This window comes from Burkholderia sp. 9120 (assembly GCF_000745015.1).
In the GTDB taxonomy this organism is placed as follows: Bacteria; Pseudomonadota; Gammaproteobacteria; order Burkholderiales; family Burkholderiaceae; genus Paraburkholderia.
Genome location: NZ_JQNA01000002.1, coordinates 1,899,331 through 1,915,188 on the forward strand (window position 1 = coordinate 1,899,331; position 15,858 = coordinate 1,915,188).

At 57.0% G+C, this 15,858-nt stretch carries 9 protein-coding genes and 3 pseudogenes; 2 read left to right on the top strand and 10 right to left on the bottom strand.

What is annotated here, in order from left to right; translation table 11 throughout:
• Positions 1 to 19 precede the first annotated feature (19 nt).
• Entirely contained in the window at positions 20 to 2,371 is a 2,352-nt protein-coding gene (locus tag FA94_RS16685) for a glycoside hydrolase family 65 protein (RefSeq protein WP_063771785.1), read from the bottom strand.
• Positions 2,368 to 2,883, bottom strand: coding sequence for an HAD-IA family hydrolase (locus FA94_RS16690; RefSeq protein WP_197070215.1), 516 nt, complete (start codon positions 2,881 to 2,883; stop codon positions 2,368 to 2,370). The genes FA94_RS16685 and FA94_RS16690 overlap by 4 nt, the downstream gene beginning before the upstream one ends.
• A gap of 724 nt (positions 2,884 to 3,607) precedes the next feature.
• On the opposite strand from FA94_RS16690, the gene FA94_RS16695 reads away from it, so the two are divergent.
• Positions 3,608 to 4,675, top strand: coding sequence for a glycosyltransferase family 4 protein (locus FA94_RS16695; RefSeq protein WP_035553117.1), 1,068 nt, complete (start codon positions 3,608 to 3,610; stop codon positions 4,673 to 4,675).
• A gap of 642 nt (positions 4,676 to 5,317) precedes the next feature.
• On the opposite strand, the pseudogene FA94_RS16700 reads toward FA94_RS16695, so the two are convergent.
• The 7 genes and pseudogenes from FA94_RS16700 to FA94_RS16735 all read right to left on the bottom strand — a co-directional run bounded on the left by FA94_RS16700 (position 5,318) and on the right by FA94_RS16735 (position 14,621).
• A pseudogene (locus FA94_RS16700) lies at positions 5,318 to 6,190 on the bottom strand (slipin family protein).
• Between the two features lie 216 nt (positions 6,191 to 6,406).
• Complete coding sequence (locus FA94_RS16705) at positions 6,407 to 7,228, bottom strand: PRC-barrel domain-containing protein (protein WP_035553119.1); 822 nt, start codon at positions 7,226 to 7,228, stop codon at positions 6,407 to 6,409.
• Between the two features lie 53 nt (positions 7,229 to 7,281).
• Positions 7,282 to 8,076: a PRC-barrel domain-containing protein gene (locus FA94_RS16710; RefSeq protein WP_035553122.1), complete on the bottom strand. Its 795-nt coding sequence runs from the start codon at positions 8,074 to 8,076 to the stop codon at positions 7,282 to 7,284.
• A 51-nt stretch (positions 8,077 to 8,127) separates the two neighbouring features.
• A complete protein-coding gene (locus FA94_RS16715; protein ID WP_035553124.1) occupies positions 8,128 to 8,715 on the bottom strand; it encodes a BPSL1445 family SYLF domain-containing lipoprotein in 588 nt (195 codons plus the stop codon).
• A gap of 122 nt (positions 8,716 to 8,837) precedes the next feature.
• A complete protein-coding gene (locus tag FA94_RS16720; RefSeq protein WP_035553126.1) occupies positions 8,838 to 9,707 on the bottom strand; it encodes an ADP-polyphosphate phosphotransferase in 870 nt (289 codons plus the stop codon).
• A 176-nt stretch (positions 9,708 to 9,883) separates the two neighbouring features.
• The gene (locus FA94_RS16725) at positions 9,884 to 12,805 is read right to left on the bottom strand and encodes a plasma-membrane proton-efflux P-type ATPase (protein ID WP_081935968.1); all 2,922 of its coding nucleotides are present in this window, start codon (positions 12,803 to 12,805) and stop codon (positions 9,884 to 9,886) included.
• Between the two features lie 1,228 nt (positions 12,806 to 14,033).
• Entirely contained in the window at positions 14,034 to 14,621 is a 588-nt protein-coding gene (locus tag FA94_RS16735; RefSeq protein WP_035553128.1) for an NAD(P)H-dependent oxidoreductase, read from the bottom strand.
• A gap of 934 nt (positions 14,622 to 15,555) precedes the next feature.
• Here FA94_RS16735 and FA94_RS38670 point away from each other — a divergent pair.
• Positions 15,556 to 15,711, top strand: a pseudogene (locus FA94_RS38670) (IS5/IS1182 family transposase); the annotation flags it as partial.
• A 2-nt stretch (positions 15,712 to 15,713) separates the two neighbouring features.
• On the opposite strand, the pseudogene FA94_RS38040 reads toward FA94_RS38670, so the two are convergent.
• A pseudogene (locus tag FA94_RS38040) lies at positions 15,714 to 15,845 on the bottom strand (transposase); the annotation flags it as partial.
• Between the last annotated feature and the right edge of the window lie 13 nt (positions 15,846 to 15,858).

The following is a 15,858-nucleotide window of genomic DNA, read 5'->3' on the forward strand; positions in this document are numbered from 1 at the left end:
GCCTAAAGAATCGCGAATGTTAACGGGCGACCGTCTCAGGCACATCGGCTGGCGGATTCTGACGCGGTGCCTCGCGATCTTCCGGGTCAATTGAGATGCGGAGGGTTTCCGAAGAGTTGAGCCGAAACTCTCTATCGCTGACGACGAGTTTCATTGGCTGCCCCCCTTCCAGAGTGACCTCCAGACTTGCCATGGCCCGTGTAATCCCGAGGTGGAGACGTCGGCCGCGCCACTGCACCCTGAACACAAGCCTTTTCCAACCTGGCGGAAGTCTGGGGTCCAGACTGAGGTGATCGGCGTTAAACGATAGGCCGGCAAAACCGTATACGGCCATGAGCCATATCCCACCCAAACCCGCTATGTGCACGCCACCATCGATGGCAGCCTCGCTATCGTCAAGGTCGATTGCCGCCGTCCCACTGAAAAAATCCATTGCGACCTCGCTTTGTCCAAGCCGGGCGGCGACGATTCCATGCATGGCACGGCTCAACGAACTCCCGTGACCACAGCGTTTGGCATAGTAGTCGAAGTTCTTCGCGTCCGAGTCGCCGTTGAACTCGTCCGGAAGAAGCGCCAGCAGCGCCACGACGTCTGCCTGCTTGATCACTTGCGACTTTTGGGTGCGCTCGCGGCCGAGCACCACATCCATAGGGACTGAACGCCCCACATAGTTGCCGAGATCGATGTCTTCGAGCGCAAAAAAACCTGCAAATTGTTCGAAAAGTCCGGTCGATGAATCAAAGCCCGTCACCACCATGTCGGCAATGATGCGCCATTGCTTCAGCTCGCCCTCATCCAACCCGATACGACCCGAGAGATTTTCCCAAGTTTGGGGCCAGCGCTCGCGCAATAACGCGCTGGTGTCTAGCGCGCGTCGAATGTTCCAGCGTGCCATGACATTGGTAAATGCGTTATCGTCAATCGACTCATGATATTCGTCGGGACCGATCACACACCGGATATGCCAGTGACCGTCAGCGTCTGCCTTTGCGCGGCTTGACCAGAAACGCGCGGTCTCGAAGAGGATCTCCGCGCCGGCCTCGCGAAGAAAAATCTCGTCGCCAGTCGCCAGCCAGTACTGCCAGACCGCGTAGGCGACGTCTGCGCTGATGTGCTGCTCCTCCTTGCCACACCGCACGTCGACAACTTTACGATCCGGGCCGATAACCTTCGATGGGGATACCTCGGCGCCCGTGTCAGCGGATTCCCATGCGTAAAGCGCTCCTTTGCAACCCATTCCGGTGGCCTTTGACCGCGCGCCGTCAAGCGTGCGAAAGCGGTACATCAGCAGCGCCCGGGCCGCTTCCGGCCAGGTCAGAATGTAGAACGGAAGCAGATAGATCTCCGTGTCCCAGAACACGTGTCCCCGATAGTCGTCGCCGGTCAACGCGCGTGCGGCAATCGAGACACGCTCGTCGGCGGGGTTTGCCGCTCCGTTCAGGTGGTAGATCGCGAACCGCACCGCCTGCTGTGCGGCGGGATCTCCCTCTATCTCGACATCGCTGGCGTCCCAACGGGCCGCCCATGCCTCCTCATGAGCCGCCATGACACCAGACCAACCCAGCTTACGTGCGACGCCAAGCGCAGCTTGCGCTTCCTGGCTCGAGTCGACGCTTTCCATATCGCCCCGCGTGATGGAGACCAGACGCTCCAGCGAACCGATCTGTCCTCGTTGGGATTTCCAGGTCCAAGACCATGCGAACGGTGCAGAACAGGTAGCGGGAACATCCCGCCCCTCGAACTGCAGCGTCAACCCCGCAGCAATCGCAAGATGCTTGCCGGTAGAGATCGCGTGCCATATGCCCAACCCGGATTCGATCCGTTCAGACTTGAGCCCGATATTCAGGCTCTCGAAAGACGCGTTGAGTGTGACCTCGATCCCTGCCTGCTCGATCTCCAACTCGAGGAGTTGCAGGCCGATTGAGCGTTGGCCGAGCGAGACGATGTGCGCACTGCGCAGCCGCACGCCTACGCCTGCCGAGTTCGAAAGACGGTCCTCGGTAATTAGCGTACCCCGCCTCATGTCGAGAATTCGTCGCTGCGAATCCCCGTCGCCGGGTCGGTGCACGAGCGGCTCGCTATCCAGCAATATATGCACCTGAAGCCAGTCGGGGGTAGCGACAAGCCCTGGTATTGCCTGTTCGTCATCCGGCGTATCAAACAGCCCCGCAACCAGCGTACGCGACGTGTCTACCCAGCGACCGCCGCGATGAATTGCCCGCGCACCTCGCACGCCCAGAAAGCCGTTGCTGATGGCAAAACGCGCTCCCCGGCTCGTTTCGCGCAGTGGATCGTAGCCGCCCTCCTCCATGATCCAGTCGCGATTGCTGGTTGGCGTCAGTGTCTGGTCCATACTCTGCGGGGTTGTCATGGCGCTTTCCGGCGGAGCCGGCCCTTAGACGATTGATCGATAACGACTTCATCGCGAGTGGTCACGATAAGCGTGGCACCGACAGCGGATAGAAGACCAGCGTCAGCAAGGCGTGCCACGACAAGCGCCGCCATACCCCCAGCGCGGGCAGCTTCGATACCAGTTGGCGCGTCTTCCATCACGAAACAGCTCCTCGGCGTTTCCAACAGCTCTTTTGCTGCGAGCAGCAAAATTTCGGGGTTCGGCTCTCCCTGCGGCAAATCGCGACAGCAGACTTTAGCCCCGAACGCATCAAATAAAGAGTGCCCCACGTCTCGGCGAATCTTCCGCATCATGGCGTTGGCATCCTTCAACGAGGACGCCGCCGTAACAGGCCATCCGAGCGCCCTTCCCGCTACGACCAACCGGATCGCATCAGGGAAGGCGGTCATCGCGCCCGCTTCAATCACTTGCTCGGCGCGCCGCTGCTTTGCCTGCGCATGGACGGACGCGAAGTGTTCGGCATTGGGCACTCCCAATGCCCACAGGGCCGGCCAATGCGCCGCTCAAGCGCGGCCTACCCGCCACCTGCGATTGGTACATCCTGGTGTTAAAACGCGCCTTCTCGCGAGGGTCGTCAAGGGCTTCGCGCCATGCGCGCTCGTGAGACGAAGCCAGCAGCAGTCCGTCAACGTCGAAAATGACTGGGGAGAGCTCTCGTGTCACCTCTGCGTTAGGCGTTAGAGACTCGTTTATATGCATGATTGAGAACCTTTGTGGACGGAGGTCGAGGAAGCGAATTCTTCCAGCACGGATTCAATCGTCGTCCACAAGACGGACTTCACCATATAGGTAGGCAGACTACTGGCGCACAGACAGTAACGATAGGGTCGGAAACTACTCAGACCGAGGGCAGGCAATCAACGTTGATCGATTCATCGTAACGTTGGCGTAGAACCCGTTCGTTGCCCAGCATCCTCATCGGCGAAACACGCGTTCCATCGGAGCTTCATCTTGAATAGTACGGTCATCTGAGAAAAGACGGCGCTCTTCTCTTAAGGCGGAGCTTGCCCGCTAGCGTACAGACCGATTGTTTGCTATGTAGGACACTCAGGCGGAGTGAAAATAACCATCATTCAAGTCCGAAGGCCGACCAACACGGAGGACAGGCTATCTGCGCAACGTCCAGCATCGAGAATTGAATTCCGGCGAGCGGACGTGTCGCCATACATAGTGGGTTTGCCTGGAGAGTTATCGATGAGAATCGCACAAATAGCGCCACTGCACGAGGCAGTGCCTCCTCTGCTTTACGGCGGTACCGAACGCGTGGTTTCTTACCTCACCGATGCACTTGTTGACCTGGGGCATGAGGTGACGCTGTTCGCTACCGGAGACTCTCGCACGAAGGCCACCCTTGAGGCAGTCTGGCCACGAGCATTGCGCCTCGACTCGACGATACTCGACGCAATGGCGCCGCATGTGGTTCTGTTGGAAAGGGTAAGGCAGGTCGCCGACGAGTTCGATGTACTCCACAGCCACCTCGGCTATCTGCCGTTCTCGCTGTTTTCCGAGATCGACGTCCCATTCCTGACGACGCTTCATGGACGCCTCGATCTCCCGGAACTACAACCCGTATTCAAGGCATTCCCGGCAGCGCCAGTCATCTCCATCTCCGACTCCCAACGCCTGCCCCTACCGCAGGCGAACTGGCTCAACACGATCTATCACGGCCTGCCGGAGGATTTGCTGAGGCCGACCAACTTGACAAAGCCTGCATACCTCGCCTTTCTGGGACGTGTCTCCCCCGAAAAGGGCATCGATGCAGCCATCACAATCGCGGTAGAGAGCAGGATGCCGTTAAAGATTGCAGCCAAGGTGGACAAGGTTGACTACGACTACTTCAAGGCAAAAATCGAACCGTTCCTTTCCCTACCCGATATCGAATTCATCGGTGAAATCGCCGAGGATCAGAAAGCAGAGTTTCTGTCCGGTGCCAAAGCACTGCTGTTTCCAATCGACTGGCCCGAACCGTTCGGCCTGGTGATGATTGAGGCGATGGCGTGCGGCACACCGGTGATTGCATTTAATCGTGGCTCCGTGTCAGAAGTCATCGATCATGGCCTGACTGGTTACATCTGCGAAGATATCAACGGTGCGATTTGCGCACTGAAGCGCCTCGACGAACTGTCGCGCGCTGAAATCCGCGCGCAGTTCGAATGCCGATTCAGCGCCAAGGTGATGGCGCAGCACTATGTTGAGGCCTACGCAGCCCTGTCTCAGCGTTCCATGGCCCCCGCCGTACGACGTGCCGCGGCTACCGGTTGAGTTCATGAATCGCGTAAGCTCACCGCTACGATACGGCCCTGGAACCGAGACTTCCTCCGCTCAATCAGTCCACATCTCAGCCCTCCGAATCGGCAACTGTCTATGTGCGCCAGACCGCCCTCGTCCGGTCCAGCTGCTGCGCTGAATGTAGAGGATCGTGGTCCAATGAGGCTTAATGTCCCAAACCAGGCAGCCTGAAAGCACAGACCCTTCGAGCGAAGCAACAGCACAACGAGTTCCTCTCACGTGCGCTACGCGCCGTTGAAATGATTTTTCCCCATGCTGAACACGCAGACCAAGGTTGTTTGGACAGAATCGCAGTCCGGCCACACAATGACCCGGCGACGCCGAAAAATTTGCCTCGATCCTGACAGATTGACCTCTCGACCCAACTCCACTCATCTGGCCTCGGCGCTGCGGGTTGCGTGTCAGCGCTTCACGGCGCGTGGGAAGTCCACAATGTCGGTGCTTGGCGCTGCCATGCGTAAGCTCGTACATGTGTCCTTCGGCGCCTTGAAAACTCGACAGCGTTACCAGGCGAACTACCTCGCGAGCGCTTCAGCGCGAATACAACATCTCTACGAGATCCGGGGTGGTTCGGAGGTTCCAGATCCATTCACGCATCGCCTCATGATCGAAGTTCTATGCGGCGGTCTTTAACGGCGTAACTAATGGTGCTGACGGAAGTTCATGCCCGGAGATCGCCAGCGCGAGGGCAGGATTGAGACTATCCACCATGGAGCTTGGCAGGAGGATCGTCGCACCGCGCTCTTTGGTTGTCTCGTAAATAATGTTCATTGCGCGCAGTTGCAACGCTCCCGGCTGACTTTCATATACTCGCGCAGCTTCGACGAAATTTGAAGCGATGGCGGCTTCCGCCGAGCCGAGGATCACACGAGCCTGCTTTTCGCGCTCGGCCTGCGCCTGGCGCGACATCGCGTCCTGTAAAGCTTCCGGGATAGCGACGTCACGAATCTCGACTGAGCCGACTGCGATGCCCCACTCCGCCGTCTACCCGCCGATCTCGTCACGCAGGTGTGCATCCGCCGCAGTCCGATCCGAAAGTAAAGTCGAAAGCATCGATGATCCGATCAACTCGCGCAACGTCGTCTGCGCTACGCGATCAATCGCCTGGCGGTAGTCCGTAATGGAGAGCGCCGCTTTCTGCGCGTCGCATACGTGCCAGAAGATTATCGCGTCGACATTGACCGGCACTGTATCCTCCGTCAGCGCCTGTTCCGCGTTAAACGCAGTTGTTTGGATGCGTTCGTCTATAACTGCAACTACCGTGTCCAGAATGGGAATAATCATGAAGAATCCCGCCCCTTTTACGCTCTGCAGCTTACCGACACATAAGATCACGAATTTTTGCCAGACATTAGCAACTTTCACCGACATGGTGATGAAAATCGCGACTAGAAATGGAGAGATCGCCATATATACATTCATGAATGCCGCCGCTGCAATAGCCGCCACCATGAACAAAGTGGACAAAAGTAAGGTAATCGGATTCATGGCGAGTGTACCTCTGAAAAAGGAGGTCGTTGACGCGGAAAATCCGGTTTGATCGTCTCGTGCACGGCTATTATTTAGACTTGGAAAAGGGGAGCTTCCGAGTCAAAGACTAGTGTGCACGCAGCGGCGTTGAAGGTCGGTATGCTGCCGTACTGGCGCCACAGCACAACCACTTCGGGGTCCCATTACGGAGGGAAACGTCTCAATCACGTTCAGCTAAGGGGCAACCTCGCCGAGGTGAGCTAGCAGCGCTTCAGTATCATCCTCTGACCAATACTTATCCTTTCCGTAAAATCCGTGCAGCGCTTTTTCATAGCTTCGGGCGAGCGGAGCCGCCTCGTCATAAGCGGGACTGCTCCTTATCGCTTCGCACGTGAGTTCTGTTGTGACAGTGGAGTCGAACCAGTTGGTCTGGCGAATCCATTGGGTTGAAAGTAAAACCTTACTGCCACCCGGCCACCAGTTCCGCGTATCAACGCTGAGGTACCGGATTACCCACGCAGTATCGTCAAAAATGAAACCGCAAACATGACCAATATTGCCGTCCACGGCCCTGACACGACAACCGCTCACTGCAGCAGTACTGCGCAGGTGAATATCGGCCGGTCGATCTGGATCTGACCTCCCGTCCGCACGCCCCTCCGGGTCAAAGCGCGGCGCGTCGGTCGACCCCGGGAACGCGGGATAGGCACCAGGCCCCCACAAGTTCGCACTGCCCCAGTACCTCGGATAGCCGTAGTAAAGGAGGTGGCTTGTTTCATACTGACGAGACACCGGCTTATCTGTATCGATATCCGGGCTGTCCCTCACCTGTTGCCGTGTAAGATCAACGTTCACGGCACCCGAGTCCAGGTCCGACTTTTTGATCGAATACGGTGAAATCAGCACCTTTCGTTCGCCGATCCAGTTTCCGACATCAACAACCAGATATCGTATCCCCCAAACCTCGTCATCAAAATACGCCTGTTCGACGGTTCCGATGTCTCCATCAAGTGCCGCGACCGCGTATCCGTGAAGACTGTCAATGCTTCGCAGCATTCGGTTGCTCCTATGAACAGGTTGAGTCCCCGTCGCCTTGTATGCCTGCGCGCCTAGGAAGGTATCGCGTCATTAGACCAGTATCCGTCTTTCCCATAATGCTTATAGAGGCTTGCTTCATAGCTACGATCCAGCGGAGAATCGCCATCGTAAGTTGGGCTACCTTTGATCGCCTCACACGTGAGTCTGGTAGAAACGGTAGAGCCGATCCAGTCGATCTGTTCAATCCATTGCGCTGCGAGCAGCACCTGCTTGCTACCGGGCCACCAGTTTTTCGTATCAACGATCAGATAACGAATCGCCCAGGCTACGTCGTCGAAGATGAAGCCGCAGACATGGCCGATGCGGCCGTCACCGGCCTCGATGTGATAGCCCATGACGGCCTTCGAGCTTCGAAGATGAACGTCTGCAGATGCGCTGTCAGCTTCCTGCTCGTGCCGGATACGCACCGCCGACTCCATCCCGATGCTCGATACCATCGACCCGTATCCGGGATAAGCCCCAACGCCCCAAAGATATGCGCCGCCCCAATAGGTCGGATATCCGTAGTAACCGAGGTATTCAGTCTCATGCTGACGCGATACCGGCTTATCCGTGTCGATATCGGGACTGTCCTTTATCTGTTGTCGTGTCAGGTCGACCGCGATCGCGCTCGAACCCGTTTCCGGATGCTTAAATGAATACGGCGAAATCAGTACCTTTCGCTTATTCATCCAGCCTCCGGTTTCCACCACAAGATAACGTACTCCCCATGCCTCGTCATCGAAATAGACCTGGTCGATGCTGCCAATCTCCCCGTCCCGGGCTGCAACGGGGTTTCCGTAGAGGCTTTCCAAAGTTCGCAACATCCTGACTTCTCCTTCATCCGTTCACGTGTCCCACTGCCGACCGTTGGCTTGCTAAAGTGACTTCAACCGGGTCACCTTCGTGTCGTCGAGTGACACGCCCGCCATCAGCCCGTCGTTCGTCAAGACAAATGCATCCGCCTGACTACTGGCGGTGCTCGTGTCGACTTCGCCATTTGCGCCAATCTTCAGTACTGCAACAGATGCGTCGCCTTCGGCAGACCAGCCCTGGCTATTCCGAAACCGGTTGAGAGCGTCATCTGTCATGAAAATGAAAACGATCGCCATCGATTGCGCACCGATCTGCCAGCCTATCGAAGCCGTTGCCGTACTGTAGTAGCCGACCGTGCGCCCACCCATGCGTAGTGCGCCCTCGCCGTACTGCCCGCCAACGCCTATGCCAGCGTCAATGACTGACGGGAACACAAGCACACCACGGGCCTCGGAGACCAGTTCGCGTGATCCGTTGGCGGAAGTGAAGAGGCGGGTCAACGTCGAGTCAACCCCAGCGTTGATCGTTTGACGACTGTCGGTCTGTCCGCCAGTCGTGTCGGACATGCCCGTCGTCGTGCACCCTGAAACCGCGAGTGCAATGGTCAGGATTGACCCGGACGTACTGAATATGAAATTCCGTCGTAGCATCACTGGCTCCTGAATAGGTCCACCGTACGTTAAAGCTACGCCATGACCTGAAGGGATGCGGTACGACAGCGTACAAACTTTCAATTCAATCGAAAGGTGTTCGTGCCGTTGCGCTCAGTGCTTCACTTTTCAAGCCGCTTTCGTATCGCTAGCAGTTCATGCCGTCGCTCCTCGCTGACTTCTGGATAAGACATCTTGAGTCCTTCGAACGTATTCAGAACGATCTGCGAGACTATCAGTCGAGCGTTTTCCTTATCATCCGCCGGCACGATATACCAAGGCGAGTCAGTCGTACTTGTTGCGCTGATGCATTCCTCAAACGCTGTCGTATAGCGCGACCAGAACTTCCGCTCTTCAATATCGGCGAGGCTGAATTTCCAGTTCTTGTCGGGGTCCTCAAGGCGCGCCAGAAAGCGCTTTCTCTGCTCCTCCTTCGAAAGATGGAGGAAGAACTTGACGATGCGGGTGCCGTTGCTATGGAAGTGTCGCTCCATATCGACGATCGAACGATAGCGACCCTGCCAAACCTTCTTCTCGTCAAGCAACGCGTCAGGCAGCCCTTCGCTACGAAGAATCTCCGGGTGAACGCGCACAATCAGCACTTCCTCGTAGTAGGACCGATTAAAGATACCAATCCTTCCCCGCTCCGGCATATCGCGAGTGGTACGCCAGAGAAAGTCGTGCTCCAGTTCGGTAGGAGTGGGATGCTTGAAGCTGAACACCTGGCAACCCTGCGGATTGACTCCTGACATAACATGCCGGATGGCACCATCTTTTCCCGCAGCATCCACTGCCTGAAAGATCAGCAGTAGTGCATAGCGATTTGAGGCGTAATGAAGTTGCTGCAACCCACTCAACTTCTCTACATGGTCATGCAGCATCTGCTTATAGTCTTTTTTCGACTTGTACACCGGGGCAACGGTCGTGGGAAATTTGGCAAGGTCGATGTGGCTCCCCTCCAGTGCGCAAAAATTCTGTGAGTTGATTTTCATCTTCATGCCTTTGGGAATAGTTAATTCTTTACTGGATAAACCGTTTCATGCTGGGGAGCAGCGTTTGCGACAAAAAAACCCAATAGTGATTGAGGTCATCCCTTTATGCGCCCGAAGTGGTCGACCCCCTGGATCCATAGTGTGGCGCGCGGTGTTCACGATCGGTTTGCATCGACTCATTCCTGAGGTTTTTCTTTCTGGAGCTTTCGCTCCGCTGCATCCCAGTCCTGAACAGCCTGAACGTCCTCCCTCCCTAGCTCCTCGTACAGTTGATGAACACGTTTGACGAGTTGCTGAGTCGGGTCGGACGGTGTTTCACCTTTACCTTCTGGTCCGGATGTAACGTTGCCCTCGGGCTGGGGCGTGGCCTCTGCTTCGGGATGGGCTGTGCCCTTTGCCACAGGCTGAGGCGCGGCCTTCGCTTCGGGCCGGGGTGTGGCCCCCGCTGCGGGCTGGGGTGTGGCCTTTGCTTCGGGCTCGGGTGTGGCCTTTGCCTCGGGATGGGCTGTGCCCTTTGCCTCAGTCTGAAGCGCGGCCTTCGCTTCGGGCTGCGGCGAGCCCGTGGCATCAGGCTGAGGTTTCGTATCCGTTTCAGATTGCGTTTCGGCTTTGATGCCACCCGTGTGCCCACCTTTGACGGAATCAAGTATGCGGTAGGCGAGCAACTTCAAGGGATCGGTCACGAGGAAACATGCAATAGCATAGCCCCAGACAAAAGCCGCCCACCGCCAGCCGATCGGCGTCATGAATAATCCGTAGACCGCAATCAGGGTCGCCACCAATTGGGTACCCAGGACAGCAAAGAGAAGGACTTTCGCGGGACGTATCGACCAGAACGGCCCACGCGTACGGGTCAGAAAAATCGTCAGGTGCCCCGCAACAGACAGCTTCAGGTACATCAACGTCTGGATATGCGGGCGATCGAGATGAAATACGCGTTCGCCAAGGTAAAACAGGCCGAATGCAGCGCCGACACCGAAGATCCCCAACACCGTGGCGATCCCCAGCACGAGCCGCATGTTCCATGCCTCAGGCTGGTCCTTGTAGTGAACGTTATCGTAGGCAATGGACAGAATGGCGCCGTCATTGAGCAATGCCAGCATCACGATCATCACTGCGGTCAACGGGTAAAAGTTAAAGACCAGAATTGAAAGCGTCATGAACATCAACACCCGCAGGGTTTCGGCGATGCGGTACATCGCGTAGCTGTTCATCCGCTGGAAGATCTTCCGGCTCTCCTTGATCGCGTCGATGATGACAGAGAGACCAGGCGTGGTCAGTACAATGGCGGCCGCAGCACGCGCCGCGTCCGTTGCGCCCGAAACGGCAATACCACAATCGGCTTTCTTCAGCGCCGGCGCGTCATTCACGCCGTCGCCAGTCATACCAACGATGTGGCCGCGTTTTTGGAGGGCATTGATAATCCGGAACTTGTGCTCAGGAAACACTTGAGCGAAACCATCGGCCTTCTCGATGGATTCCGACACTGCCGCCGTCTCCTGATCCTTCGCGTCGCCGAGGCTTCGCGCATCGAGGATATTCGCGCCCATACCGAGCTTCCTGGCAGTTTCCTGGGCAATGGCCAACGCGTCGCCGGTGACCATCTTGACCTTCACGCCCATCTGTTGCGCGGTCGCGATGGTTGACGCGGCATCGGGCCGTGGCGGATCGAACAGAGGCAATACACCGATGAATTGCCATTTCCCGTCTGCTTCGGCCCGCGCCACGCCTAATGCGCGAAAACCACGCGCTGCGAATTCGTTGACAGCCTTGTCAACGGCGGCCTTTACTTCTCCGGCATTGGCCGACAACGCAAGGATCACCTGCGACGCACCCTTGCTCACCTTGAACGTCTGCCCGTCCGGACCCGTGACGGCGGCCTCGGTGCGCTTATGGACCGGATCGAATGGCTGGAAGTGGTCGATCTGATAGCCCTTCAGGGCCTCTCTATCTTTCAGTCCGCCGAGTACAGCAAGGTCGATGGTGTCGTTATTGTCGGCGCGCGATGCCAGCGCGCCAGCAACGATGATCTGATCGGCAGGAATATTGTCGACACCGAACGGGTCACCCAAGGTCAACTTGTTCTGGGTCAGCGTGCCGGTCTTGTCGGCGCACAGCACGTCGACGCCCGCCAATTCCTCGATCGCCACCAGCCGGGTCACGATCGCCTTTTTCTTCGCGAGCAGGCGTGCGCCGACTGCCATGGTCACGGACAACACCGTCGGCATCGCCACCGGAATCGCGGCAACCGTCAGAACAAGGGCGAATTGCAAGGTGGTAAGGATCGGGTCGCCACGGAAGATAGCGACCGCGACAATCCCCGCCACCAATACCACTGCCAGGATGATCAGGTAATTGCCAATTTTCAGCACGGCACGTTGAAAGTGGCTGACCGTGTCTGCCCCCTGAACCAGCTCTGCCGTTTTACCGAAGTAGGTTTTCGCACCCGTGGCATAGACGAGCGCATCGATTTCACCTTGGCGAACGATCGAACCGGAAAACACCGCCTCGCCGGATTTACGCGTCGCGGGCAGCGACTCTCCCGTCAAGGCAGACTGATCGACCTCCACCGCGTCGCCGTCGAGCAGGCGCGCATCCGCCGGTACAATGTCCCCCATACGCACGCGAATGACATCGCCTGGCACCAGATCGCGCGCCGCCGGTGTAGTCCATTTTCCGTCGCGCTTCACCCGGGCCTTGATTGCCAGGGTGGCCTTTAGGGCTGCAATGGCGTTCCCCGCCTGGTGCTCTTCCCAGAACCCCACGACCGCGTTGGCCAGAAGCAGAACGAGAATGATGCCAAAGTCAGGCCAGTGCCGAGCTGCCGCGGAAAGAATCACCGCCACTTCGATCATCCACGGAATGGGCCCCCAGAAATAGCTGAGGAATTTGAGCAGAGGATTGGTCTTTTTTTGTTCAAGCTCGTTAGATCCGTATTGGGTCAGGCGTTTCTCGGCTTCGGTTTGACTGAGGCCATCCGGCGACCATCCCAATTTCTTCTCGACCTCCGGCATCGGAAGGGTCTGCAACGCGTCCACACGCGGTTTCATTCCCGGTTTTGCATCCGGAGACTTGGGCTTCCCGGCGAGGACTTCCATGGCGTGTACTCCCCTCTGTCCTTACGATGCCTCGTATGTCATGGTTAGCTGCTACCGCTGCGATTCTGTGATCCATTACCAAAACGAGCGCGAACTCTGCATGCTTTTGATGGTTATAGCGATGGTATGACAAGACACCCTTCACACCCGACGGAACTTCCGCTGCTCGGGTAGCAGATAGTGGGTCGCGCCGGACCAGCGAACTTCGGCCCGTGAAAAGAACGTGTCCCTGAGTCGCAAGCCGGATTGACGCATGTCAAATCGGCTGACAGTCGTTACTCGAATCATAGAGTCGCCCACCCGGATGCAACAGGTTCGGAAACTACTCAGCCCGGTCTTCGCGCGACAACCGGGAGTATTGCGACAGGCATCTTTCGATTTGCCAACTCAAAGCGGGTCATGCTATGCAACCGTCATAGAAGCGCGATCGCTATGGCTAGAGCCATCAGATCCTGTGCTTCTTCGATAATGCTTCGCCGCGATGGCTTACCTCTGGAGGTGTTCGAAGCCGGACATGGGACCGGATATTTCACTTCGCATCTTTCCAAGCACGGTTTGTAGCATGTGCTGTTGCGCCGGGCAGTTCGCTTCCCTAACTTTTCTCATTTAAATGCGTGGGATATCAGATCGTCTAGTGTTCCGAATATCTGACAGTCCACCCGGTACGAGGCTTGTTGCATCGTGTTCAGTCTTTCCGCCGCTGTGTGTCGCACCGGTATCGGTGATATCCAAGACGAACGACGCAAGTCCCCCCAATCACGACACCCGCGAGGGCGAGCCACAGCAGGCACAAGTAGCCTACCAGTTGGCGAAACTCACTGATTCGATCCTGCATGACGGACGCCATATAGGAAGGTAGATCATCGGCAGCGTCCGGGAACGTGGTTCGGTAAAGATAAAAGGACCGGCAGACTTCGTTTTCAGGCTGCCTGCTGAGAAGTAGCGCGCCAGCTCGCATCGCGCGAACTTCGGCGCACTCCGGTGCCGCCATGCCGGCCATGATTGATCCCTCAATAGGATGATCATAGGTCGAACCAGCCCATGTCATGCCGATTGCAATCAATATGCTCAGAACTGCTGCCTGAACTAACGTGACCCACCATCGGTGTGGATTTCGTCCTCTCGCGGAGTGCATCTCTGCCGCTCCTTTCCCTTATCGTGAAGCAGTCGCCCGGTATCGGGAAAGATTCGACATGCCGGCGCGCAGTCGCGTCACGTCAACGCTTCGTTAAAAATGCTGCCGTGCACAGGCCCGGATGCGCTCCATATGCTGCGCCGCCACAGCCTCCGTCAAGAACGGAACAATCTCGTCGAAATGTAGATGCTCGATCAATTCGAAGCCGGCTGAGCGGAAGATATGAGTTTCCTGCAACACCTCCATGGCGTTCCAGTTGCCGCTCTTCACTAGCAGCGGTAGTGGCGCACCGGAGCAGGTGACCATCAGCGCCTTTTTCCCCCCGAGCAGGCCGCGCACGATACCTTGACTGGATTCGTAAGCAAAACCGCGAGCAAAGACCCGGTCGACATAACCCTTCATCATCGCCGGCATCGACATCCACCAGAGCAGATAGAACATGGTCAGGACATCCGCGGCACGAATCTCGTCCTGCGCCTTTGCCACATCGGCACCGACCGGGTGCCCTGCGCTAACCGGCATCCACTCATGTGCAATCAATACAGGGTTAAATCGCATTCGATACAGATCACATGTCCGTTGCGTATGTCCGAGTTTTTCCAGCTCATCCGTGTAGGCGCGGGCGAGTCTCATCGTAAAGCTGTTTTCTACGGGGTGAGCCACAATGACGAGTTGTTCCACAAATTCTCCTCGCGATTTAACGTACGCAATCCTGATTGATATCCCAGTACGACATCACTGTCCTCGCATGTCGGTTTGGCGCACAAAATAGCTGCTGTCGTACACTCAGTTGTGCAACATGCTCCGCGGGAAGCTTTTTATAGTCGTGTTTCGGCACGTAGACGGGCGCCACCGTCGTTGGCCATTAGGGAGTTTGATCTGGTCGCCCTGATGCACCCGAAAGTCCTCCGATCTGGCTTTCATTCTGGTCCTCTTCATGCTCAGCGCTGCATAAGCGCACTTAGGTAATCCCGAGTCTCGCGAATACCGAAATCTTCAACGCATCCAATAGCACTGTAAGCCGCTTTCTGCGCGGCGCACACTTTCCCGATCGCTTCGTCGATGCGCTGCGCGCTCGGTCCGATACTTCCTTCTCCGATAGTCTGCGCGTCGTCGCCACTTTCGATCGGATGGATCGACCAGTCATGCGCAGTTCGATGACCCAGATGCGCACACACTCAGTTTGGCGCGCCAGTCAAAGAAATTCGGTACGGCAGCGGTCAGTCTCGACCAACCAATGATCGGCCGACGAAATCTTCTGGTCGCTATCTGAGGCCCCAGGCGTGTGCGGCTCGTCGCCCGCCGGCATCGTCGGATATAGAGCCGTATCCGCCATTTGTACGGTGTCGTACCGCATCTCCAATCGCACTCACGTATCGTAATGACAGCACCGTCTGACAGGTTGGAAGGGACGCGCAGCACCGGACCAGGCAGGTCGATGCGCTCGTACTGACCCGCAGCGGGTTGATGGCCGGCGCGTCTTTCGATTGCATCAAGGTCAGTTGGCTTGATCCCCTATCGTCTAGCAGGTCGGTGAAATACCTCACATACCGGTCATCCGGAACACAGGCGTAAACGTTGAACTGATGTCATCAATGAAAGCGAGATGGAACGAATGCGCGGACCAGACGGTTTTACCGAGTCGATGTTCACAGTGTTGAAGCTGGATGACTTCGTGCCGAAGGACCATCCGTTGCGTCCGATTCGCAGCTGGCTTAATGACACACTCAAGCGCATGGACGATGTGTTCGCGCGGATGTACGAGGCTGACGCCATGTTGTAGGAAATCTGTTCCACCATCATGCGCTCGCTACGAATTGAGTACAGAACCTGCAGCAAAAGAGCTCTCACCAGTTTCTCCGGCGCGATGCTCGGCCGACCGCCTTTCGCTAGACAGCTGTATAGCGCGTGACGTTTC

Coding starts and splice junctions, on each gene's coding strand:
- FA94_RS16720 (WP_035553126.1), bottom strand. CDS start 9,707: ATGAAAATCAACTCACAGAATTTTTGCGCACTGGAGGGGAGCCACATC.
- FA94_RS16710 (WP_035553122.1), bottom strand. CDS start 8,076: ATGTTGCGAACTTTGGAAAGCCTCTACGGAAACCCCGTTGCAGCCCGG.
- FA94_RS16705 (WP_035553119.1), bottom strand. CDS start 7,228: ATGCTGCGAAGCATTGACAGTCTTCACGGATACGCGGTCGCGGCACTT.
- FA94_RS16695 (WP_035553117.1), top strand. CDS start 3,608: ATGAGAATCGCACAAATAGCGCCACTGCACGAGGCAGTGCCTCCTCTG.
- FA94_RS16715 (WP_035553124.1), bottom strand. CDS start 8,715: ATGCTACGACGGAATTTCATATTCAGTACGTCCGGGTCAATCCTGACC.
- FA94_RS16725 (WP_081935968.1), bottom strand. CDS start 12,805: ATGGAAGTCCTCGCCGGGAAGCCCAAGTCTCCGGATGCAAAACCGGGA.
- FA94_RS16685 (WP_063771785.1), bottom strand. CDS start 2,371: ATGACAACCCCGCAGAGTATGGACCAGACACTGACGCCAACCAGCAAT.